The sequence below is a fragment of the Collinsella sp. AF33-16 genome, assembly GCF_003475325.1.
Classification (GTDB): domain Bacteria; phylum Actinomycetota; class Coriobacteriia; order Coriobacteriales; family Coriobacteriaceae; genus Collinsella.
On the sequence record NZ_QRQC01000002.1, the window covers coordinates 1 to 22,236 of the forward strand.

A 22,236-nucleotide genomic window follows, 5' to 3' on the forward strand; every position below is an offset into this window, starting at 1 on the left:
CGGGCTCAATATCGCCGGTGTCAAAGAGGGCGATTACTCACCCAGCGCGCTGCTCGATGAGGAAGCTAATGGGGGATGGTGCTGTCGGTTGCGCTGGTCGCGCTGACGGGGGCGGCGTTGTTGTCTCTTTTGACATCTACTGCGGAATCACTTGAGTCGGTGGTGTTTGAGCTTGTGGTCCCTTCGGCCTTGTCAGTATCGCTTATTGCTGTCTTAGTTTGTGCCTGTTGCGCGGCTGTTGCTTGAGGCCGCATGGCTTCTGCGATGACCGCCATGGGTATTGGTGCGCTTGCCATGGACATGCGCGCGATTGCACATGGTGGGCGATAGGGGGCGTAGCGGAGCCTCTCTGGGAGCAGGCGATAGGGTCCAAAAGAAGCACCGGGCTAGCATGCCGCGCATATTTTGTTGGGGTTTTCGGAAACACCAGTAAACATCAGCGAGCTTTCTGTGTTAGCGATGGAATAATTTAGCCAAATATAGTCGGCCGAGATTGACCAATCCCGGCCGACCCATTTTAGCCAGCACGCCCGCATCTATGACTTTCCTATCGCATTCCTACATCCCCTCGGGCTGGATCCCCCTCACCTTCACCGCCTGGGGGACGGCATCCACCGAGCAGGTGTCGAGCCCCTGCCGCGGTTCAGCTGCTGCTCGACGTCATCTCGACCTTCGACTCGGCAGATAGATAGTCTTTGTTTCCAGCGGTCTTCCGGTCTATTTGATTCATCGCATACGCAACAATCCCATTCTGAATTCCCGAGATGCTCGGCGGGAAAGACTGATTATCGGCATCAATGGAAAATCTTTCTTCCCTGGTATCCAGTTGCTGCTGAATACGGTCGGCATACTTCTCTGCCCATTCATCGGCTTTGCCATTTCGCACAAAGTAATCGTTGGACAGGTCGGTCGAGCGGTAGGCGTAGCCATCCTTCTGATAGTTTGCCGTGTGGTCGGAGTGGGCGATTGTCATGAGCTCGTCGGTCAGGCCAAAGTACAGATGGCGCTGGTCCAGGTCTCCGTACCAGTTGTCGTTGGTGTCGTCCCAGGTTAGGTCCATCTGGCACCATTTGCCGTCGATCTTTGCGGCGTTCCAGGTGTGGCCGTTGCCGGTGATGCGGCCGTTGGCGATGCCCGCGGCGTCAAGGAGCTTGGAGTAGATGCGCTGGTAGCTCTCGCAGGTGCCCTGGTGGCGCGTGAGGCCGCTTTCGGCCGAGCACCAGTTGAGGCTGTGGTCGTACTCCAGCTGGTCGAGCGTCCAGTCGTGGAGCCACAGCGCCATGTCGTATTCCGAGCCGTTCGTCTCTTGCCTGCACTGGGTTACGGCGTCGTTGACGATCTGCGTGACGCTTGGGCGGGCGGGGTCGTTTACGGTCACCTCCGCCGTGGTGCGCAGGTAGTAGATCCCCTTGTCGTTTTGGGGGTCGTTTCTGTCGTTGTCCATAAAGTAGAAGTAGATGCGGTACGTGCCCGATGCCGTGAAGTCGAAGGTGAAGTCGTGGCCCGCGGTGCCCAGGCTGTAGTAGCTGGCCCATGCCGGGCGCGACGGGTCGCAGACGCTTTCCTGGCTGCCGCCGTCCCAGTAGGTGGGCACGTCCATGCGCGCCTTGGCCTGGGACGAGCCGTTGGTCTGGGTTACGTGGAAGGTCGTCGCGGTGCCCGCGGGGGCGTCGTTCCACGAGACGGTGAAGGTGACGCCGTTTTGGGTTGCCGTGGCGGAGTGGGCGTAGGTGGTTTGTGCCGCAGCGGAGATCGCCTTGGGCGTGGGGGTGGCTTGGGCGCGGAGGGATGGGGTGGGGGTGTCGGTTGCCGGGCCGGTTGCGGCGGCGGTGTCGTTAGCGCTTTCCGTGCTGACTTCGCTGGTGCCGGTGGATGTTGCGGTGCTGTCCTCTGCGGTATCTGCTGTCGCGCTTGTGTTGGTGACGTATTCGGCCTTGCCTGTGTCGCTGCTCGTGGCGTCGGCTTGCGCCTGCTGCTCGGCGGTCTCCTGAGGCTGAATCGCCTCTGCAATGGCTGACATAGGCAAGGTCGCGCTGACCATGGACATGCACGCGATCACGCAGAACAGGTAGTAAAGGGGTCGTTTCATAGCGGAGCCTCTCGGTGAGCAGCCAATAGGGTCCGAAGGCAGCTCCAGGCCAGCACTCCGCACATATTTTGTTGGGTTTATTTTACGGGAACCCCAGTCAACATCAGCGAACTTTCTGGTGAATGTTGGGGAGGGGACGGATGGTGGGCCCGCTTTGGTCCCCGGCGGCGCTCTGACCCGTGCCGGGTTGACTATACGCGATGCGGCAGATTCAACATGAGGCCGTCTTCCGCTTCTTCGAGACTCGCCACTGAGGCCTTTCAGGAAAAGTCAGCGAGGCTGCTGCCTAGTTTATTGCGGCTTACGACCGGGCAATAAGCGGGCGTCTCAACATGTTGGTCAAGCAAAATCTTTTGTTAATTTCGAACAGGTATTCGATGTGGATGACTTTGTACCGGGCGAAAGCGATTGAGTCTAATTATGTTTTCATGCAGGTCAAGGGCGCTGTCTACAAGGGGATGAGCTGACTCGTAATTTCGCGTGAATAAGTTCCGCATTATTTTAGCTGCGTTTACCTGTTAAAACACAACATCTTGTGCTCATCATCAAAAAAGAAAACAGGATATGGAACTGGCGAAGGGCTACAATTGAAACAACGAGAAGCGTCGTTTCCCCATTACAACCTAATTGTTCGGAAGGAGTCGGATGGAATAGTTGTCAAAATCGAGGCCATATTGATGGTCCATTAAATTTCTTTAGGGGCGTGTGCGCTTATTGGTCAACAGCAGTATGCGCCCCCGTTTGTTCAAATCATTTCCAAATAGCTCTTCTTCAAGAACCTGACACTTGCGTGGCGGGGTTGGTTAGTTTGTAAAAAATGCGAAGGATGGCTTTTGGATTCTTGGAGGTGCGTAATTATTGGCCAATAACTATCTAGATGATTTGCTTGGAAAAATCTCTGCTTACGATCTGTTCAATGTGCTCTTACCGGGTGCACTCGTAACATATTCCGTCAGTCAGATGCCGTTGGGCAGTTGTATCGACTGCTCTAACTGGCTGGCACTATTTGTGATGAGTTATGTTCTCGGTCTTATTGCGTCGCGGATTGGCTCTCTTTGCATTGAACCTTTGGTCCGCAAACTACAACCGACCGGAAAGCGGGACTATTCTGCCTTTGCATATGCTCAGAAACGCGATCCAAAGGTCGAGCAGCTCTTAATGATTTCAAATATGTATCGCAGCCTGGCGGGGGCCGGTGTCCTGCTCGTAATTATTCTGCTTGCATCATTGTTGCCGGAATCTCATCGGCTTCCAGCGGCGCTGTGCTCTTTTATCGCCTTATTTGTTGCCTCCTGGATCAAGCAGGAACGGTATGTAGAAAAACGAATCAACTTCAATCTTGAGGAGTGTGATAACCATGAGCGAGATTAAGTCTCTATCCGTTGATAACGGCGACATGTTTTATATCAATCACAATACTGATAACTTCAGCATGATTGACTGTAATATTACCGATGAGCGTAAGTCGGAAATCCTTGATGAGGTCAAAAACCTTGCAGGGAAAAAGGGCGTCGTTCGTTTTATCAGTACGCATCCGGACCAAGATCATATTCAGGGTATTGAGTATCTTGATGAGCTCGGGCTTATTAAGAATTTCTATTACGTTGACAATAATGTCTCCAAGTCCACGGAGACTGAGAGTTTCAAAAAGTATAAAGATCTGAAGGAGTCGTCGTGCGCTTACAAAATATACAAGGGGTGTAAGCGCAAATGGATGAACGTTTCTGATGGTGAGCGCGGTTCTGCTGGGATTAGCGTCCTCTGGCCCGATGTGAATAATGAGACCTTTCGGGATGCTTTGCGGGATGCCGAAAGCTCTGATAAACCCAATAATATTAGTCCTGCGATTGTCTACTCTCTTGATGAAGGGATCCGTGCGCTTTGGCTTGGTGACATGGAGAATGACTACATGGAGGCGATCGAAGATGACATTGCGCTTTCGCCTGTGGACATTCTTTTTGCGCCGCATCATGGACGGAAGTCCGGTCGCGTCCCTAAGACATGGCTGGATAAGTTGGAGCCTCGGTTGATTGTTGTAGGAGAAGCCCCGTCAGACGAGCTTGATTATTACTCGAATTGCAACACTTTGACACAGAACAGCGCTGGCGATATTTCATTCTGTTGCGAGACCGGTAAGACTCATGTCTATGTTGGAGCTCCTTCTTATAGCGTCAATTTCTTGGGTGAAGACCCTAATGCTCCGCGAGTGAAGGGTGCGCTGCATTATTTGGGCTCTTTTGATTGCGGTGACCGTTAGTCCTGCTGTCGTCTCGTTCATTCGTGGCCTGCCCACGCTTTTACCCGACAGGCCTAGATGTGTCCTTTCATCTCATTGAGATGGTGTAGGATATTGTCCTGTGATACAAAAGCTCTACGGGAGCTTTAAGGGTGACGCTTTCGACAAGAGAGTGTTGCCCTTTTTTCATGAGTGTAATGATGTGTATTTAGGCGTTTTGTTAATAGGGTTACGCGGGATGCCCTGGAATGCCTCGGCGGTTGAGCTTAGATTTGAGGCACCGTAAAAGACGTTACCGTGCGGGGAATGTTATGTGCTGTCAACGATGTCGCTCTCTCGCACCGTGAACATGCGGAAAACGGCAAGAGCCAGCTGGCGTAGATACCCGTCCCGTACGCTAAAGACGCTTCCAATGAATCACCCTGCTCGCCGGGTAGATCATGGTGGGTCAACGGTCCTGCTGTGTGCGCTTCGTTTTTTGTCCGCGCCAGTGCTTACACTTTTGAAAAAACGGCACGAGGGCTTCTGTCACATATCTCATGCTGTAGACACATCGGCAAGTTCAGAGTTGAAGGCGAGGTGATTATGAAAGGTAGAAATCAGCACATTACGAAGCGTTCGGATGGCAATTGGCAGGTTAAGGGCGAAGGGGCATGTCGCGCTTCTTTCGTTACGACAACGCAGAGCGAGGCAATAAAGCTCGGTCGACGCATCTGCTCCAATCAAGAGTCGGAGTTGATCATCCATCGTCGTGACGGCAGAATCCGCGCAAGGGATTCCCATGGCCACGACCCCTTCCCACCGAGGGGATAAGGGGTCGGCTCCATGCCGACAACGGCCCGTTATATCGCGTCCGTTGTCGCTAAATGACTTCTTCATTGTGGCGAAATACGAGCTTGGGGCTATTTTACCTGAATTGGTTGTTTGGTCTCTTCAAAGGGTTGATTTGGGGGATTCGTGGTATTGGATTGACGGACCCCGAGTTCTCCCTTAAAGTAATCGTTGTGATGAGGCCTTGCGACGGTACGTCCGGCTTGGTCCGTGGGAACCGCCGAAAGGCGGTTTTCGCGTTTAAGGGGTCCTAATGGATAAACCATTTAAATCTATTGATGAGCAGATTGCTATTCTTGAAAGCCGTGGACTCGAATGCGATAACAATACTCGTTTAGTGTTGGAACGCGAGGGATACTATCCGGTTGTTAACGGCTACAAGGATTTGTTTCTTGACCAGCGCGGAGATTCTTGCCACGAGCTATTCGTAAAAGGTACGAAGTTTTCTGATATATATCGTTTATTCGAATTTGACCGTTCATTGCGTCTGCTCATGTTTGAATACTTTAACAAGGCGGAAGCAGTGCTTAAAACCGTCTGTTCTTATCGTTTCGCAATGGCCCATAAAGATAGCCCGGAGGCATACCTGGATAGAAGATCCTACCGTGCCGATGCTGGTTATCGAAAAAAGATCGACATGCTTATTGGTGATTTCGAGAAGGTGCTGTGTAGGTCTCAAAAATGGAAAAGCGATTATAAAAGGGACTACATTCGGCATTATGAGAATAATCACGACAATACGCCGGTATGGATTCTTATGAATTATTTGATGCTTGGTCAGGCATTCAAGTTCTATGAGTTTCAGCCAGAAAGCATGAGAAATTCCATTGCCAAGTCGTTTTCTGATCTTTATTCCGAGACGCATGAAGTCGATAAGCGCATCAGCCCGCGTAGGCTAAGACTTGCATACGATCACATTAAAGATTTTCGAAATATCTGTGCGCATGACGAACGTCTATTCTGCGCCAGGGTGTCTCCGTCTCACGATGTCAATCTAGTAGGGGTTTTAAGCGATCTTGAGCTAGTGCTGACTGAGGATGACTATAAGATGTTACGACGAAATATACTGCTTGATGCACTTAAGTTGAGCGACGAGCTCAGCAACGATGCCAGCGCAAAGGTGCTTTTCGCTATGGGTGTTAACGATTTATCGAGTGTGTTTCCTAGGGAAATATTGGGGTCGTAATCGACGCGAGCGATGAATTTACTCTACAAGTTGGATGCGCATGAGATTGCGCAGAGCGGGCGGGACGTTGCCCATTGGTGGCGTCCCGCCCGCGCTTCGTTGGCTATACGTGATGCGGCAGCTCCAGCATGAGGCCGTCTCGCGCTTCTTCGAGACTCGCCTGGCCTGCCTATGCGTTTTGCTAGGCGGGCCTTCTTATGCCGCGGGTGTGGATAGCCTTACCATTGTGGGGCAGACCTTCGACGAGCCGGGTGTCTCGGGCCCCGGCTGGGTGGCGCGCACGTTGTTGCTGCTGGCGACGGATCGGTCGATGATTGTCGCTTCTTTGGTGTGTACGCCTCCGATGGCCAGTTTGCCATGGACGCCTCCTGGGTGTACGCGACCGGCGCCATAGCCGATGTTGTCTGCGAGAGTGGCTCACTTACGTCCGCGCAGTTTGTGACGCCGGCGGGCGGGGCCTTTGGTACCGCCTGCGTGATGGACGCCAGCGGGGCCGTAGCGCTGCGTGTGGTAATTGAACCCGCGGGCGCCCTGCCGCCGGCGGGGAAGACCCAGCCCGGTACCGATGAACCTGCCGGTGGCAATCCCGCGGGGGATACAAAGCCCGGAAGCGAAGGAAAGCATAGCGACGAGAACAAGCCCAGCGAAGATTCCGCCCCCACGCCTGATTCGTCGCCCAAGTCGGACGCCAGGCCCGCGTCCGCGTCCATCAAGACGCCTGCGACCAAGACCACCAAAAAGACCAAGCCCACAACAACGCAAGCCGCCGCGCTCCCTAAGACCGGCCACGGCGACTGGGCGGTTGCGTGCCTTGCCTTCGTCTTCCTAGGTATGTTATTGGTCACCATAAAAGTTCGGGCTCTTCGCTGGGGGCCTTATGTGCCAATGTAGTTTCTACTGCCTCTTTCCCGCATTTCTCTGAGTCAATAATGCAGATTGCTTGAACTCGGCTTGGGGCTTGCCATGTATTTGAATTTGGCTAAACTTAACCTATAAGTTAACCACATTTGGTTTTATCTGAGGCGGAGGGGGTGGCCTTTGGTTAGTGACTATGGACTTGTCGAATATGCTGATCCCGAGGGACGACCTTTTTGGGAACTAACCACCTCCCCTGAGAACTCTCAATTTCGGAAGATGATGTCTGATCCTAAAACGAAGTTTACCGCCCGTAAAATGATCAATCAGATTTCAAAAGTCTATGACTACGGGCTAAAGGATGTCAGTGGAACGTCAAAGCTTCGATGTATCGAGCCTAAGATTGGACTATACGAACTCAAGGGTTTTGATGGGGTTAATCGAGAAATGGTCTACGCGATTTGCCAAGGCGTGGACAAGATTGTTTTGCTTTTTTGGTTTAAGGGCCATCAAGGCTCGGGAAATATTTCCAAAGAAATTAAACGCGCAAAACAGTTGGCCCCGATAGCAAAGCAGCTTTTGGAGTCATAGCGTCGGCTTTTTTGCCCGCTTACGAAACGGAGACTTGTAATGGTTAAGGTCGATTTATCAGACTTTTACGCGGAAACGGAAACGAGCGAAACCCGTGCCTATGAGCACGCACTAGATATTGAGTTTATTGTTCATCGCGAGATGCAGCGCTCGGGCTTGAGTAAAAGTGAGCTGGCAAAGCGTATGGGCGTGAGTCTTCAGTCGCTTTCGAAATTGTTGAATTCTCAGCCCAACATGACGCTGAAAACAATCGCAAAGTTTGAGCTTGCGTTGGGTATCAAAATCATTCCTCAGGTCATTTCCAGTTATTCGAATGAGGCGCCGTTTTCTTCGTCTAATAACTCTGTCCGAGAACAATGGTCTTCATTTAACAGCGACTGCTCGGCGAAACGATTGAACTTTGAGATGATTCCGGGAGGTTTGGCTGCATGAGCAAGGATTTCATTGCGCCTATTCAGGTTGTTCATTTGTTTGTTGTCGACTCAACTTTTCATATCGAGAATGAGCCCTCCCAGAATATGGATTTAAAAGTTGACGTTAGCTATCAGGACGTCCATCTATTGAGGAACAAGGCGGGCGAGCGTGCAGACTTAAAGCTGTATGTGTGTGGCAGTCTGATTGATAGGGACGATGCAAAGGAAAAAATGCGCGCTGATGTGACGGTTGCTATTTCGGTGTCAACAAAAATGCCGTTCGACATTTCAGACGATGAAGCGCGCCGTTATCTTCTCTCTAATGCGATTTCCATGGCGTATGGTCACGCTAAGAGCTATCTGATGGTCGTTACTGGACTTTCGCCCATGGGGGCTTTGACGCTGCCGGCAATTCTTCCTTCGGAATTGGCAGCGGACAGCGATGCATCTTTCCAAAGTGAGTAAGTTGTTCTCGAGTTGGATTTTGCCTGCCGCTGTGTGCAAATGTAACGGGGTGCCGAATCGGTAGTCTGACTGATTCGGCATTTATATTTCGAAGTTTCTAGTTGAAGCCCTGCGATGCCCGTGCTGCGACAGCTAAATTGACCGTGACGTCCCGTCTTGCGACACGCATGTAGCTCCGCACGGGTATCATAGTGAAAGCGATTTCAACGACAGGGGTGCTCGTGGTAAAGATGAAAGATGTGGCCGAGCTGGCGGGCGTTTCGAGCGCCGCCGTCTCGCGCTACCTCAATGGTGGGTATATCTCGGCGGACAAGGCCGAGCGCATTAAGCAGGCGATTGAGCTGACCGGATACGTGCGATCCAGCCAGGCTCGCGCGCTGCGAACCGGTTCCACCAAGCTCATCGGCGTCATCGTGCCTAAGATTAATTCCGAGTCGGTGAGCCGCATTACGGCGGGCATCGGGCAGGTGCTTGGCCGCCGCGGCTACCAGATGCTTCTTGCCAATACCGATAACGTCCCCGATCGCGAGCTCGAATACCTCGGTTTATTCCAAAACCATCCGGTCGATGGCATTGTGCTGGTGGCAACTATGATTACCGGCGAGCATCGCCGGGCGATTGAGTCGTGCCGTGTGCCCATTGTGTTGATCGGCCAACATGTCGAGGGCGCGGCGTGCGTCTATCACGACGATTACGAGGCCGCTTTCGAGCTGGGTCAGGCACTCGCGAAGCGTGCTGAGGGCAAGATCGCCTACATCGGAGTTACCGAGGAAGACCGTGCCGCCGGTTATGACCGTTGTCGTGGTTTTGAGGCCGGCTTGCGCGCCGCGGGCGTGGCACTTGATCCGAGCCTGATTTGCCAGGGGTCCTTTACGCTCGACTCGGGCTATCGCGCTGCACGCGAACTGCTCTCCGTCGATCCCGATGTTTCGTTTATCGCTTGCGCGACCGATACTATGGCGGCCGGCGCCCTGCGCGCTCTTGACGAGGTTCGCGGCATGGGCGAGGGTGTGCGTCGCGTGAGCGGTTTTGGCGACAACGCATTTTTGCGCGCGCTGACGGGCGGCATTCCCACCGTGCATTACGGCTACCTGACCAGCGGCGTCGAGGCGACTAATATGTTGCTCAATACGCTCGATGGCGTGGAGGGGGAGAGCGGTTTAAAGACGCTCAAGCTCGGCCATCAGCTGATGAATGTCTAGGCTTACGTGATCTACCGCGCGCTCAACATTTAGGCGTTCAGTCGCTTATCGGCGCTATACTGCAGCCGTTGCCCACGATGCGGGGAACACCCGCATCGTGGGTTTTTGTTTTGAAGGGACGGTACCGCATGGGCGTACAGCAGCTAGAAGAGGCCTGGGCTTTGAGGACCGGCGCGCGTGAAGCGCGGTTGCTCGCGGCCTCGCATGTGCCAGCAGCGTTGTCGCAATTGGGGATTGTGCGCCCCGGTGACCGCCTGGTTGCGTTTGCCGATGACTTTGCCGATGCGTTTGCGCGCGGCTTTGATGCCTGCGACGTGGCTATGGTGGGCGAGCCGTCGGTTGCGGCGTTTGCTGCTGCGTCCGAGGGCTTTGATGCTTCGTTTGATGCCGAGGGGCCGCACCTGTGGTGGTTCGTCAACTCCATCGGCGGGTTTGGTCTGCGCGTCTCCGATCTTCGTACGTTAGGTCGCGCGGCTCGTGAGGCTCATGCGCTGCTGGTTGTGGACAACACCGTGGCGTCGGCTTTTGGCTGCGATTTGCTGCGCTTGGGTGCCGTCCTGTCGCTTGAGGCGCTCGACCGTGTTTGCGCAGGTAAGGCTCCGCGCAAGCTCGTTGCTGCTTCGGTGGCGCGCTCGCAGCTCAAGCGCCATCGTGTGGATGCCGCTGCCGAGTGCGCGCATACGTCGTTTGCGGGCTGCGGTGCTTTGGCACTCGACCTTTCTACCGAAGAGGCCCACGTGCTGGAGCGCGGGCTTTCCTCGCTCGATGCCCGCATGCAGGCGCACTTCGATCGCGCCCGTGCGTTGGCCGAGTATTTGGCCGCCAACGAGATGGTGCGCAACGTTCGCTATCCCGGACTGAACTCGCATCCCGACTATGCGGTTGCAACGGGAATCCTCGAGCACGGCTTTGGCCCGGCAGTTGAATTTGACCTTATCGAGCGTAGTGCGGATGACCTGTTCGATGCTTTGCCGAGGGAGTTTCGTACATCGCCCGCCGGCGGCGCAACGACGCGCCTTTCGGCCCCACGCGGTAAGCAGGGGAGCACCATTCGCCTCTTCGCCGGCACCGACGACCCCTTGATCGTGGCCGCCACCCTAGACAATGCCCTCCGCAAGTAGCCAATTTGGGACGGGGCTTTTTTAGCTACCCAATGTCAATTTTGGCTATGAGTCAAGAATGCTCTGGATGGGTAGCTAAAAAAGCCCCGTCCCAAATTGGCTACTCTTTGATGCTGGCGATGAGGGCGTCGGCTTTAGTGGCGATGACCTGGTTGATGTCGGCCTGCAGCTCCTCGTAGACCGCTATGGCTCGCTCGCCGGCCGGCGTGAGCGTGGATCCGCGGGCGCCGTCGCGCTCGATGAGCTTGCAGTCCAGCTGTCCTTCGGCCTCGTTTACAATACGCCACGCTTTGGAATAGGCCATGCCCATGCTCTTGGCGGCGCGGTTGAGCGAGTGCTCGCGGGCGATACCTTGCAGCAGCAAGACACAGCCGTGGCCGAAGACGCCCGGCAGATCCTTGTCGCGCGCTTGAATGACCAACTTTGCCGTCGTCTTGTACTTCATACGCTCCACGTCTCCCCGCTAAAGTGTTTGCTGGGCAAACGCAAAGCCTGCGTCAAGCCCTCGTGTGCTCTTCTTAAATCATGCATTGTAGCAGTCAAAGTGCGTTAAGATACTTCCCCAGTATTGGGCGCCCAAGGTTGGGCTGGGTCCTACGAGGCCTGCAGCCGACCGGTCGCATGGAAAAAGGAGAAACATGGCTACGTTCTTTCCCGGTGAGTCCCACACGTTTTCGGAGTATCTGCTGGTCCCTGGTTACTCGTCCTCGCAGTGCATCCCCAACAACGTCTCTCTTAAGACGCCGCTGACCCGCTTTAAGCGCGGTGAGAAGCCGGCAATCACCCTGAACATCCCCATGGTTTCCGCTATCATGCAGTCCGTCTCGGGCGTCGACATGGGTGTCGCGCTCGCTACCGAGGGTGGCCTGTCCTTCATTTACGGTTCCCAGAGCGCCGAGTCCGAGGCCGCTATGGTCAAGGCCGTCAAGGATCACAAGGCCGGCTTCGTTCAGTCCGATTCCACGCTGACCCCCGACATGACCATGGAGCAGGTCATTGAGCTCAAGGAGAAGACCAGTCACTCCACTATGCCGGTCACCGACGACGGCACCCCCAAGGGCAAGCTCCTGGGCATCGTCACCAGCCGCGATTATCGCCCCAGCCGCGATGACCATCAGAAGAAGGTCTCCGAGTTCATGACCCCGCGTGAGCAGCTCATCGTGGGCGACAAGAACATCAGCCTCAAGGTTGCCAACGACGTCATTTGGGACAACAAGCTCAACGCCCTGCCGATCGTCGACGACAACGATCACCTTATGGGCATCGTCTTCCGCAAGGACTACGACAGCCACAAGACCAACCCCAACGAGCTGCTCGATAACGACAAGCGCTACATGGTCGGCGCCGGTATCAACACCCGCGACTATGCCGAGCGCGTGCCGCTGCTCATCGAGGCCGGCGCGGATGTCCTGTGCATCGACTCTTCCGAGGGCTTCAGCGAGTGGCAGAAGCGCACCATCGAGTGGATCCGCGCCAACTACGGCGAGGACGTCAAGGTCGGTGCCGGCAACGTCGTCGACGCCGAGGGCTTCCGCTTCCTGGCCGACTGCGGTGCCGACTTCATCAAGGTCGGTATCGGCGGCGGTTCTATCTGCATCACCCGCGAGACCAAGGGCATCGGCCGTGGCCAGGCCACCGCGCTGATCGATGTCTGCCGCGCCCGTGACGAGTACTACGAGGAGACCGGTGTCTACGTGCCCGTGTGCTCCGACGGCGGCATCGTCTACGACTACCACATGACGCTCGCCCTTGCCATGGGTGCCGACTTTATGATGCTGGGCCGCTACTTCGCCCGCTTCGACGAGAGCCCGACCGAGCGCGTCAACGTCAACGGTCAGTACATGAAGGAGTACTGGGGCGAGGGTTCTGCGCGTGCCCGCAACTGGCAGCGCTACGACCTGGGCGGCGCCGCGAAGCTCAGCTTCGTCGAGGGCGTCGACTCCTACGTTCCCTACGCCGGCTCCCTCAAGGACGGCGTGGGCGGCACGCTCTACAAGGTCAAGTCCACGATGTGCAACTGCGGTGCCCTCTCGATCCCCGAGCTCCAGGAAAAGGCACGCCTGACCCTGGTCTCCTCGACCTCGATCGTCGAAGGCGGAGCTCACGACGTCGTAGTCAAGGACTCCCAACAGAGCGTAACGTATCGATAAGATAAGACCTGCACATAAAGGTTGAGCCTCAACCACGTTATTTAGATAAAGCGAGATGCCTGCAAGTCGCAGGCATCTCGCTTGTTGTATTTGCTATCATCAGTCAAGTTAACCTTAGGGTCGGGCGGCTTAGCTTTGTTCGCTACAAGTTCCGCACGCAAAGAAGAGCACTTAATGTGCTCTTCGTCTTGCGCAGGACTGTCCGCAGTAGCGAACAAAGCCAAGCCGCCCGACCCCAGCTAAGATTAAAGGAGCTGATATGTGCGATTGCACAGATCATAAGGACGAGATCCCTGCTTACGACGCACAGGCCATTGAGTCCAAGTGGATGAAGGCCTGGGAGGACTCCAACCTCTTTGCCGTCGACACCGACGACAGCAAGCCCAAGAAGTACGTGCTCGAGATGTTCCCGTATCCGTCGGGCGACCTGCACATGGGTCACGCGCGCAACTACACCATCGGCGATGCCATGGCCCGTCAGGCCCGCATGCGCGGCTACGACGTGCTGCATCCCATCGGCTTTGACGCCTTTGGCCTGCCCGCCGAGAACGCCGCCATCAAGCACAATACGCAGGCTGCCGCCTGGACGTATAAGAACATGGACCAGGCACTCGCCACGATGAAGCGCATGGGCTTCTCCTACGATCTGGATCGCATGGTCAAGACCTGCAGCCCCGACTACTACCGCTGGGGCCAGTGGATCTTTGAGAAGCTGTGGGAAAAGGGCCTGGTCTACCGCAAGAAGAACCCGGTCAACTGGTGCCCCACCTGCAAGACTGTTCTGGCCAACGAGCAGGTCACCGAGGGCAAGTGCTGGCGCTGCGGCACCGAGTCCGAGAAGCGCGACCTTGAGCAGTGGTACTTCAAGATTACCGAGTACTCTCAGGAGCTGCTCGATGACCTGGAGAAGCTCCCCGGCTGGCCCGAGCGCGTCAAGCAGATGCAGGCCAACTGGATCGGTCGTTCCGAGGGCGCCGAGGTCGACTTTACCCTGTGCGACCAGGATGGCGATCCCATCGAGGGCGACGAGGGTAAGATCACCGTCTTCACCACGCGTGCCGACACCCTTTTTGGCGTCTCCTTCTTTGTCCTGGCTCCCGAGTACGCCGGCCTGCATGAGCTCGTTGAGGGCACGGAGTACGAGGAGGCCGTCACCAAGATCGCCGAGGACTCCAAGCATATCTCTGCCGTCGAGCGTGCCCAGGGCACCCTCGAAAAGCACGGTGCCTTCACGGGCCGCTATGTGGTAAACCCGGTCAACGGCGAGAAGGTCCCTGTGTGGGTTGCCGACTACGTCGTTGCCGACTACGGCACCGGTGCCGTCATGGCCGTTCCCTGCGGCGACCAGCGCGACTTTGAGTTCGCCCGCAAGTACGACCTGCCGATCGTGCCGATCATCCTGGACGATGACGACCGCGCAGCCGTCGAGGCTAACGGCGAGACTATCGATACCTTCCATGCCGAGACCGTCGACTGGGATTGCGCCCATGCTGCCGAGGGCACGCTCGTCCAGTCCGGCAAGTACACCGGTATGCGCGGCGGCAAGCACTCCGAGGGCGAGGCTGCGATCGTGGCCGACCTCGAGGCCATGGGCTGCGGTCGTCGTAAGGTCGAGTTCCGTCTGCGCGACTGGCTCATTTCCCGCCAGCGCTATTGGGGCAACCCCATCCCGGCCATCCACTGCGAGCACTGCGGCATCGTGCCCGTGCCCGAGGATCAGCTGCCGGTGACGCTGCCCGAGAACCTTGACCTGGGTGCCGGCGAGACCCTTGCCGAGTGCAAGGAGTTCTATGAGACCACCTGCCCGGTCTGCGGTCGCCCGGCCAAGCGCGAGACCGATACCATGGACACCTTTACCTGCTCCAGCTGGTACTACCTGCGCTATACCGACCCGCACAACACCGAGCTGCCCTTCTCCAAGGAAGCCGCCGACCGTTGGATGCCCGTCGATAACTACATCGGCGGCATCGAGCACGCCATTCTGCACCTGCTCTACAGCCGTTTCTTCACCAAGGCGCTGCGCGACTTGGGCCTGCTGAGTGTGGACGAGCCCTTCACCAACCTGCTGTGCCAGGGCATGGTCAAGGACGAGAACGGCGACACCATGTCCAAGTCCAAGGGCAATGTCGTGCCTCCGAGCTCGGTCATCGAGCCCTACGGCGCCGACACCATGCGTTTGGCGATCCTGTTTATCGCCCCGCCCGAGAAGGACTTCGACTGGGATCCCAAGGCCGTTGAGGGCGCCAACCGCTTTATCAAGCGCGCCTGGCGTATCGTGTGGCAGCTCGTTCAGTCCGGCGACGCCAACGTGGCCTTCGACAAGTCCGCGCTCGACGAGGTTGCGATGAAGCTCTATCGCGAGCGTCACCGTACCATCGCCAAGTGCACCGAGGACTTCGACCGCGGCCAGTTCAATACCGCCATCTCGGCCGTCATGGAGCTCGTCAACGCGGCGAGCGCCTACCTCAACGCCACTGAGGACGCTGATCGCGACAAGGCGCTGTGCTACGGCGTGGCCAAGGATATCGTGAGCGTCCTTGCGCCCATCTGCCCGTTCTGGGCCGACGAGCTGTGGCACGAGGCCCTCGGCTGCGAGGGCAACGCCTACACCGCCGCCTGGCCCGAGTTCGACCTGGCCGAGTCCATTGAGGACACCGTGCAGATCGTCGTCCAGGTGCTCGGCAAGGTCCGCGGCCGCATCGACGTTGCCCGCGATGCCTCCAATGAGGATATGCAGGCTGCCGCCGAGGCCGCCGTTGCCAAGTGGCTCGAGGGCAAGACGGTCGTCAAGGCCATCTGCGTGCCCGGCAAGCTGGTCAACCTGGTGGTCAAGTAAGCACTGCGCGCTTAGCTGACGCATTAAAGACGAGGGGCGATCCGGTTGGGTCGTCCCTCGTTTTGTTTAGCCTGGCCGCGGTCAATTGTCCTATTCTTGTGGAGAAGCTGTGCGCACGCTGACCTGCAGATTCGTACTGTGCTTGCACGTTTTCGCAGCTATTGCTATAGTTTGCTTGCAAATGAAGTTGTAATTGAAAGAAGTGGGGTTTCGGCCCCGCTTCTTTTTTGTATGGATGGAGGTGCCGCAATGGTCAAGACTAAGACCGAGCAGGCGATCATCGATGCGCTCGAGGCCGTCGCTCCCCAGCACGATGTCGACATCGTCGACGTCGAGCTCGTGGGTGCCACCAAGGCCCCCTGCGTGCGCGTGCGTATCGAGGGTGCCGAGGGTCAGAGCCTGTCGCTCAACGACGTCACGGCCAATACCAAGTGGATCGGCGACGTGATTGAGGAGCTCGACCCCATCTCTTCGAGCTATACGCTCGAGGTATCGAGCCCGGGTATGGCGCGCCCGCTGCGCCGTCCGCGCGACTTTGCCCGCTTTGTGGGCGAGGACTGCGAGCTCACCTCCACCGCCACCGAGGGCCGTCGCAAGTACGCCGGCAAGATTGCCGCCGCCACCGAGACGAACGTGACCCTCGAGCTCGAGGACGGCGAGTCCGTTACCCTCGATTTTTCTGATGTTAAAAAGTGCAAGTTGAAGCCCACCTACGACTTCAAGCCCGCGAAGGAAGGAAAGTAAGATGGCAGCATCCGACATGATGTCCGCCCTGATGGAGCTTTGCCAGGAGAAGCACATCGACCAGCTCTACCTGATCGACCGCCTGGAGCAGTCGCTCGCCAAGAGCTATGCCGAGATCCTGCATCTTGAGTGGGGCGCTAAGGTGACCATCGACCGCACCACCGGCAAGATCTACGTCTACCGCCTGGAGCCGATCGACGATTCCATGGACGAGGAGGGCAACTTCACCGAGTTCGAGGAGATCGACGTCACCCCCAAGAACACGAGCCGCATCGCTGCCCAGCACGCCAAGGCCGAGATCAACGCCATCGTGCGTAACTCCGCCCGCGAGCAGATCTACGAGGAGTTCTCCGGCCGCATCGGTGACCTCATCAGCGGTACCGTGCTGCAGTCCACGCCCGACTTCACGATCGTCAAGATTCGCGAAGGCGTCGAGGCCGAGCTGCCGCACTTCGATCAGCGTCGTTACGAGAACGAGCGCAACGAGCGTCCGATGGGCGAGCGCTACCTGCACAATCAGCACATCAAGGCCGTGATCATCGACGTTCGCGACCCCAACTCCAACCTGCAGCCGGTTCGTGGCGAGCACAGCCGTCCGCCGATTGTCATCTCCCGTACCCACCCCGAGCTCATGCGTCGTCTGTTTGAGCAGGAGGTGCCCGAGATCTATGAGGGCACCGTCCAGATCAAGTCAATCGCCCGCGAGCCCGGCCAGCGTTCCAAGGTTGCCGTCCACTCGCTCGACGACCGTCTGGATCCCGTGGGTGCCTGCGTCGGCCCCAAGGGCAGCCGTGTTCGCGCTGTCGTGGGCGAGCTCCGTGGCGAGCGCGTCGACGTCATCCTGTGGGATGCCGATCCTGCCGTCTACGTCGCCAACGCCCTGTCGCCCGCTAAGGTCACCCGCGTCCTCATCGACGAGGAGAAGGCCTACGCCGGCGTCATCGTCCCCGACGACCAGCTGTCCCTCGCCATCGGCAAGGAAGGCCAGAACGCCCGCCTCGCTGCGCGCCTGACCGGCTGGCACATCGACATCAAGTCCGAGACGCTTGCCGCCGACATCCTCAAGAACGTTCCCGTTCACGAGGAGCCCGCCGCCGACCTGATCGGTGACGAGGAGGACGAGGATGTCCGCCGCTGCGAGTATGTGTCCGAGGACGGCATCCAGTGCCGCAACCAGGCTCGTCCCGGCTCCCGTTTCTGCGGTGTCCACGACACCGACGCCTTCGATGATGCGGAGGACCTGATCTAGCGCGCGGTCGCGCCGGGCGGGCCCCGGCGCGTCTCCCACGCTCGTTCAGTCTCTAGGCACCCAAGGTGCCAGAAAGGGTAGGTGAAGTCATATGGCAAAAGTCCGTGTGTCCACCTTGGCCAAAGAGTTCGGCATGACCTCCAAGGAACTGATGGGTCATCTCGCCGATATGAAGATTCCCGCTAAGTCCGCTTCCTCCACCTTGGAGGACGCCTATGTCGCCATGGTCCGCAAGCAGCTCGCCTCGGTGATCGAGGCCCGCGCTCAGGAAGTCGAGGCCGCCAAGCAGGCCGAGGAGCAGGCGGCTGCCGCCGAGGAAGCCGCACGCGCTGCCGAGGCCGAGCGCGAGCGCATCGCCGCCGAGAAGGCCCGCGAGGAGGAGCGCCGCCAGTTTGCCGCAGCCCAGGCTGCCGAGGAGGCTGCCCGCGCCGAGGCCGAGGCCAAGAAGAAGGCCGAGCAGGAGCGCCTTGCCCGCGAGAAGGAGGAGGCTGCCCGCGAGGCCCAGCGCCGCGCCGTTCCCGCTTCCGACTCCGGTTCGCGCTTCCGTTCGCTGCTCGACCAGATCGCCGCACAGGAGACCGTGCTCAAGGAGAAGAAGGACGCCGAGGACAAGGCCAAGGCCGAGCGCGCCGCCGAGCGCGGTAACCGTCGTGGCGGCAACAACGACCGCCGCGGTGGCCGTCGCAACGATCGTAACGCCTCCGACAGCAACTCCGAGCGCAACGCCTCCGAGAGCCGTCCGCACAGCCATCGCACCAACGCCAGCAACAACGTCGCTGCTGGCATGGACTTCCCCAACCCTGATAAGCAGGGCAAGGGCAAGAAGCGCAAGGGCGGTCACAACAACGAAGAGGACCACTACAGCCGTATGGCTCGCGAGGCCGAGGAGTACAGCCGCGAGAAGGTGCTCGAGGAGGCCCGTGCCGCCGTCGAGGAGGCCTCTCGCGAGTCCACCGGTCGCCGCAAGAAGCGCAAGGAGAAGCGCGAGCGCGAGGCTGCCAAGGCTCAGGAGGAGCGCAAGATAGAGGAGGCGCTGGCCCAGGGCGTGAACCCCGAGGAGCTCGACGCCATCAAGGTCTCCCAGGGCGTTACCGTCCAGGAACTCGCCGAGGCACTTGACGTTCCGGCCAACGACATCATCAAGCGCCTGTTCCTGTTGGGCACGCCGCTCACCATGACACAGTCCATGTCTGACGACCTCGTCGAGCTCGTTGCCGACGACCTGGGCCGCCAGATCAAGATCATCACCCCCGAAGAGGAGAACACCTTCTCGTTCTACGACGATCCCGCCGACCTTAAGCCGCGTGCCCCGGTCGTCACCGTCATGGGCCACGTCGACCACGGCAAGACTTCGCTGCTCGACGCCATCCGTCACACCGGCGTCGCTGCCGGCGAGGCAGGCGGCATTACCCAGGCAATCGGTGCTTCGCAGGTTATGATCAACGACCGCAAGATCACCTTCATCGATACCCCGGGCCATGCCACCTTTACGGCCATGCGTGCCCGCGGCGCCAAGGTGACCGACATCGTCATTCTGATCGTGGCTGCCGACGACGGCGTCATGCCCCAGACCATCGAGTCGATCAACCACGCCAAGGCCGCCGGTGTTCCCATTGTCGTCGCCGTCAACAAGATCGATAAGCCGGGTGCCAACCCCGACCGCGTGCGCCAGGAGCTCACCGAGTACGGCATCATCCCCGAGGAGTGGGGCGGACAGAACATGTTCGTCAATATCTCGGCCAAGCAGAAGATCGGTATCGACGACCTGCTCGAGACCGTCCTACTCCAGGCCGACGTGCTCGAGCTCAAGGCCAACCCCGATACGTTCGCTTCGGGCAACGTCCTCGAGGCTAAGCTCGACAAGGGCCGCGGCTCGGTTGCCACGGTGCTCGTGACCCGCGGTACTCTGCACGTGGGCGATACGCTGGTCGCCGGCCTTACCTACGGCCGCGTCCGCGCCATGCTCGACCCCAAGGGCAACGCCGTCACCGAGGCCGGTCCCTCCGACGCCGTCGAGATCCTGGGCCTGCAGTCCGTCCCCAACGCCGGCGATGAGTTCCGCGTGTTCGAGGACGAGCGCGAGGCTCGTGCCCTTGCCGACGAGCGTTCGCTCAAGGCCCGTATCGAGGAGCAGAGCCGCGTCAAGCACGTCACGCTCGAGAACCTCTTCGAGACCATTGCCGACGCCGAGGTCAAGGAGCTCAACCTGATCATCAAGGCCGACGTCCAGGGTTCCATCGAGGCCCTTCAGGACTCGCTCGACAAGATGGATCAGTCCGAGGTTCGCATCAACACGATCCACTCCGCCGTTGGTGCCATCAACGAGACCGACGTCGTTCTGGCCGACGCCTCCAACGCCATCATCATCGGCTTTGGTGTCCGTCCCGACGGTAAGGCCCGCTCCGCTGCCGAGCGCGAGGGCGTCGAGATCCGTTGCTACGACGTCATCTACAAGTGCCTCGAGGAACTCGACGCTGCCCGTATCGGCATGCTTAAGCCCACCGAGGTCGAGGTCTCCACGGGTACCGCGACCGTCCTGGACACCTTCAAGGTGCCCAAAGTCGGTATCGCCGCCGGTGTCCGTGTCGAAGAGGGCGAGATCGCCGCGACCGATTCCGTGCGTCTGGTGCGCGACGGCATCGTGGTCTTCAACGGCAAGATCGCCTCGATGCGCCACTACAAGGACGAGGCCAAGAGCCTCAAGAGCGGTTCCGAGGGCGGCATTGGCCTGGAGAACTTCCAGGACATCAAGCCCGGCGACCAGATCGAGGGTTACCGCATCGACCAGGTTGCCCGTACCGAGTAGGGGGTAGCGCTATGAAGCAAACGCAGGCAACCCGCCGTCTGGGCGAGCAGCTTCGCGAGAAGCTCGGTTATATCCTGCTCTTTGAGGTTTCCGATCCGCGTCTCGACCTGGTTACTTTGACCGCGGTCGAGGTCGCGGTGGACCGTTCGTTCGCGCGTGTGTACGTGTCGTGCGATGCGAGCCGCTACGACGAGGTCATGGAGGCGCTCGCAAGCGCCAAGGGCCGTATTCGCAGCCTGTTGGCTCGCTCGCTCGATTGGCGTGTTACGCCCGAGCTCGATTTTCGCATCGATCGCTCGACCGATGAGGCCGAGCGCATCACGCGTGCGCTGGAAAACGTTCCCGCCACGCTTGCGATCGAAAAGGACGAGGACGGCTATCCGATAGCGGATGCCGCCCAGGAGGCAGCTTTAGATGACTAATTCCGCCGACCTCGCCTCGTGCGAGTCTGCAGATATTCAACGACGCATCCTCGAGCTTATCGAGGGTGCGTCCTCCATTGCGATTTCGGGACATACTTCTCCCGATGGCGATGCCTTGGGCTCCGTCTTGGGTCTGGGCCTTTCGCTCATGAAGTTTTTCCCCAACAAGGACATTGCGCTGCTGCTGGCAGACGATGACCCGGTTCCGCGCATCTACCGCTTTATGGAGGGTGCCGATCGCCTGGTGCCGGCATCTGCGTACACCGGCAATCCGGAGCTGTTCATCTCGGTGGACGTACCGGTCGCCGAGCGCCTGAACAACTCCGCCGAGGTGCTTCGTCGCTCCAAGCATGTGGTGTGCTTCGATCACCATCCGGCGCGCGAGGAGTTTGCCGAGCTCAGCCTGAGGCGCGTCGAAGCTGCAGCCTGCGCCATGATCATCGACCGCTTCTTGGACAATTGCGGCATTGTCGCACGTGATGGCGTTGCGACCTGCCTGCTGTGTGGCTTGGTTACCGATACCGGCCGTTTTCAGTACCAAAACGCCGATGCCGCCGCGTTCCATGCAGCCTCGCGTCTGGTTGCCCACGGTGCCGATCCGGCGCGTGTGGCACTCGAGGTTTACCAGAGCATGCGCGTTGAGTTTTTGCACCTCAAGTCCATCGTTATGGGCCGCATTAAGACGGTGGCCCACGGGCGCGTCGCGTATAGCTACGCGTACCAGAGTGATCTTGAGGCCTGCGGTGTCACCTCGGATGAGTGCGACGGTCTGGTTGACGTGGTGCGCTCGGTGATGGGCGTGGAGGTCTGCTTGTTCCTGAAGGGCATTGAGGGCGATACCAAGGTGCGCGGCAACCTGCGCTCCAAGGGTGACCTCAACGTGTCCGAGATCGCTGCTGCCTTTGGCGGAGGCGGACATCCCGCTGCCGCCGGTTTTTCCAACAACGGAACGATTCTCGAGACGCTCACCGTGGCACTTCCCATGCTGGCCGAACTGGTAGGGGAGGATCCCACTTCGGTGACCATCGAGCTTTAACTTT

General features: G+C 58.2%; 19 protein-coding genes. 17 read left to right on the forward strand and 2 right to left on the reverse strand.

Going from position 1 to position 22,236, the window contains the following annotated elements; translation table 11 throughout:
• Positions 1-643 precede the first annotated feature (643 nt).
• Positions 644-2,089 carry a transglutaminase domain-containing protein gene (locus DWZ52_RS01045; protein WP_118384689.1) on the reverse strand — a complete coding sequence of 482 codons (1,446 nt, stop codon included), beginning with the start codon at positions 2,087-2,089 and terminating at the stop codon, positions 644-646.
• A gap of 858 nt (positions 2,090-2,947) precedes the next feature.
• Between DWZ52_RS01045 and DWZ52_RS01050 the strand changes: the two genes are divergently transcribed.
• The 10 genes from DWZ52_RS01050 (at position 2,948) to DWZ52_RS01095 (ending at position 10,989) form a co-directional block, all read left to right on the forward strand.
• Positions 2,948-3,460, forward strand: coding sequence for a hypothetical protein (locus tag DWZ52_RS01050; RefSeq protein ID WP_117776309.1), 513 nt, complete (start codon positions 2,948-2,950; stop codon positions 3,458-3,460).
• On the forward strand, positions 3,447-4,346 hold the full coding sequence (locus tag DWZ52_RS01055; protein ID WP_199579052.1) for a hypothetical protein: 900 nt from the start codon (positions 3,447-3,449) through the stop codon (positions 4,344-4,346). Before DWZ52_RS01050 ends, DWZ52_RS01055 begins: the two co-directional genes overlap by 14 nt.
• A 564-nt stretch (positions 4,347-4,910) precedes the next feature.
• Entirely contained in the window at positions 4,911-5,138 is a 228-nt protein-coding gene (locus tag DWZ52_RS10295; protein ID WP_117776308.1) for a DUF2188 domain-containing protein, read from the forward strand.
• Positions 5,139-5,409: 271 nt separating this feature from the next.
• Complete coding sequence (locus DWZ52_RS01065; RefSeq protein ID WP_117776307.1) at positions 5,410-6,342, forward strand: Abi family protein; 933 nt, start codon at positions 5,410-5,412, stop codon at positions 6,340-6,342.
• 330 nt (positions 6,343-6,672) lie between these two features.
• Positions 6,673-7,233, forward strand: coding sequence for a hypothetical protein (locus tag DWZ52_RS01070; protein WP_055251175.1), 561 nt, complete (start codon positions 6,673-6,675; stop codon positions 7,231-7,233).
• A 147-nt stretch (positions 7,234-7,380) separates the two neighbouring features.
• Positions 7,381-7,788: a hypothetical protein gene (locus DWZ52_RS01075; RefSeq protein ID WP_117776306.1), complete on the forward strand. Its 408-nt coding sequence runs from the start codon at positions 7,381-7,383 to the stop codon at positions 7,786-7,788.
• A gap of 39 nt (positions 7,789-7,827) precedes the next feature.
• The gene (locus DWZ52_RS01080; RefSeq protein WP_055251172.1) at positions 7,828-8,220 is read left to right on the forward strand and encodes a helix-turn-helix transcriptional regulator; all 393 of its coding nucleotides are present in this window, start codon (positions 7,828-7,830) and stop codon (positions 8,218-8,220) included.
• Positions 8,217-8,666: a hypothetical protein gene (locus DWZ52_RS01085; protein WP_055251170.1), complete on the forward strand. Its 450-nt coding sequence runs from the start codon at positions 8,217-8,219 to the stop codon at positions 8,664-8,666. Before DWZ52_RS01080 ends, DWZ52_RS01085 begins: the two co-directional genes overlap by 4 nt.
• A gap of 230 nt (positions 8,667-8,896) precedes the next feature.
• A complete protein-coding gene (locus DWZ52_RS01090) occupies positions 8,897-9,868 on the forward strand; it encodes a LacI family DNA-binding transcriptional regulator (protein WP_233503806.1) in 972 nt (323 codons plus the stop codon).
• Positions 9,869-9,996: 128 nt separating this feature from the next.
• Positions 9,997-10,989 carry a PLP-dependent transferase gene (locus tag DWZ52_RS01095; RefSeq protein ID WP_158572386.1) on the forward strand — a complete coding sequence of 331 codons (993 nt, stop codon included), beginning with the start codon at positions 9,997-9,999 and terminating at the stop codon, positions 10,987-10,989.
• A 100-nt stretch (positions 10,990-11,089) separates the two neighbouring features.
• On the opposite strand, the gene DWZ52_RS01100 is transcribed toward DWZ52_RS01095, so the two are convergent.
• The gene (locus DWZ52_RS01100; RefSeq protein ID WP_118384692.1) at positions 11,090-11,434 is read right to left on the reverse strand and encodes a winged helix-turn-helix domain-containing protein; all 345 of its coding nucleotides are present in this window, start codon (positions 11,432-11,434) and stop codon (positions 11,090-11,092) included.
• Between the two features lie 193 nt (positions 11,435-11,627).
• Between DWZ52_RS01100 and DWZ52_RS01105 the strand changes: the two genes are divergently transcribed.
• The 7 genes from DWZ52_RS01105 (at position 11,628) to DWZ52_RS01135 (ending at position 22,232) form a co-directional block, all read left to right on the forward strand.
• Positions 11,628-13,139 (forward strand): IMP dehydrogenase, encoded by a 1,512-nt coding sequence (locus tag DWZ52_RS01105; protein ID WP_118384693.1) that lies wholly within the window; start codon positions 11,628-11,630, stop codon positions 13,137-13,139.
• A gap of 259 nt (positions 13,140-13,398) precedes the next feature.
• A complete protein-coding gene (leuS, locus tag DWZ52_RS01110; protein ID WP_118384694.1) occupies positions 13,399-15,975 on the forward strand; it encodes a leucine--tRNA ligase in 2,577 nt (858 codons plus the stop codon).
• A 249-nt stretch (positions 15,976-16,224) separates the two neighbouring features.
• Positions 16,225-16,719, forward strand: coding sequence for a ribosome maturation factor RimP (rimP, locus tag DWZ52_RS01115; protein ID WP_117765723.1), 495 nt, complete (start codon positions 16,225-16,227; stop codon positions 16,717-16,719).
• A 1-nt stretch (position 16,720) separates the two neighbouring features.
• Complete coding sequence (gene nusA / locus DWZ52_RS01120; RefSeq protein WP_006234042.1) at positions 16,721-17,968, forward strand: transcription termination factor NusA; 1,248 nt, start codon at positions 16,721-16,723, stop codon at positions 17,966-17,968.
• Between the two features lie 91 nt (positions 17,969-18,059).
• Entirely contained in the window at positions 18,060-20,774 is a 2,715-nt protein-coding gene (gene infB / locus DWZ52_RS01125; RefSeq protein ID WP_118384695.1) for a translation initiation factor IF-2, read from the forward strand.
• An 11-nt stretch (positions 20,775-20,785) separates the two neighbouring features.
• Complete coding sequence (rbfA, locus tag DWZ52_RS01130; protein WP_006234038.1) at positions 20,786-21,196, forward strand: 30S ribosome-binding factor RbfA; 411 nt, start codon at positions 20,786-20,788, stop codon at positions 21,194-21,196.
• Positions 21,189-22,232, forward strand: a complete 1,044-nt coding sequence (locus DWZ52_RS01135) for a bifunctional oligoribonuclease/PAP phosphatase NrnA (protein WP_118384696.1) — start codon at positions 21,189-21,191, stop codon at positions 22,230-22,232. The genes rbfA and DWZ52_RS01135 overlap by 8 nt, the downstream gene beginning before the upstream one ends.
• The last annotated feature ends 4 nt before the right edge of the window (positions 22,233-22,236 follow it).

Bases quoted from the DNA above. Each gene is read 5' to 3' on its own strand.
- DWZ52_RS01045 (WP_118384689.1), bottom strand. From the start codon at position 2,089: ATGAAACGACCCCTTTACTACCTGTTCTGCGTGATCGCGTGCATGTCC.
- DWZ52_RS01055 (WP_199579052.1), top strand. From the start codon at position 3,447: ATGAGCGAGATTAAGTCTCTATCCGTTGATAACGGCGACATGTTTTAT.
- DWZ52_RS10295 (WP_117776308.1), top strand. From the start codon at position 4,911: ATGAAAGGTAGAAATCAGCACATTACGAAGCGTTCGGATGGCAATTGG.
- DWZ52_RS01065 (WP_117776307.1), top strand. From the start codon at position 5,410: ATGGATAAACCATTTAAATCTATTGATGAGCAGATTGCTATTCTTGAA.
- DWZ52_RS01080 (WP_055251172.1), top strand. From the start codon at position 7,828: ATGGTTAAGGTCGATTTATCAGACTTTTACGCGGAAACGGAAACGAGC.
- DWZ52_RS01085 (WP_055251170.1), top strand. From the start codon at position 8,217: ATGAGCAAGGATTTCATTGCGCCTATTCAGGTTGTTCATTTGTTTGTT.
- DWZ52_RS01090 (WP_233503806.1), top strand. From the start codon at position 8,897: ATGAAAGATGTGGCCGAGCTGGCGGGCGTTTCGAGCGCCGCCGTCTCG.
- DWZ52_RS01095 (WP_158572386.1), top strand. From the start codon at position 9,997: ATGGGCGTACAGCAGCTAGAAGAGGCCTGGGCTTTGAGGACCGGCGCG.
- DWZ52_RS01100 (WP_118384692.1), bottom strand. From the start codon at position 11,434: ATGAAGTACAAGACGACGGCAAAGTTGGTCATTCAAGCGCGCGACAAG.
- DWZ52_RS01105 (WP_118384693.1), top strand. From the start codon at position 11,628: ATGGCTACGTTCTTTCCCGGTGAGTCCCACACGTTTTCGGAGTATCTG.
- leuS (WP_118384694.1), top strand. From the start codon at position 13,399: ATGTGCGATTGCACAGATCATAAGGACGAGATCCCTGCTTACGACGCA.
- rimP (WP_117765723.1), top strand. From the start codon at position 16,225: ATGGTCAAGACTAAGACCGAGCAGGCGATCATCGATGCGCTCGAGGCC.
- nusA (WP_006234042.1), top strand. From the start codon at position 16,721: ATGGCAGCATCCGACATGATGTCCGCCCTGATGGAGCTTTGCCAGGAG.
- infB (WP_118384695.1), top strand. From the start codon at position 18,060: ATGGCAAAAGTCCGTGTGTCCACCTTGGCCAAAGAGTTCGGCATGACC.
- rbfA (WP_006234038.1), top strand. From the start codon at position 20,786: ATGAAGCAAACGCAGGCAACCCGCCGTCTGGGCGAGCAGCTTCGCGAG.
- DWZ52_RS01135 (WP_118384696.1), top strand. From the start codon at position 21,189: ATGACTAATTCCGCCGACCTCGCCTCGTGCGAGTCTGCAGATATTCAA.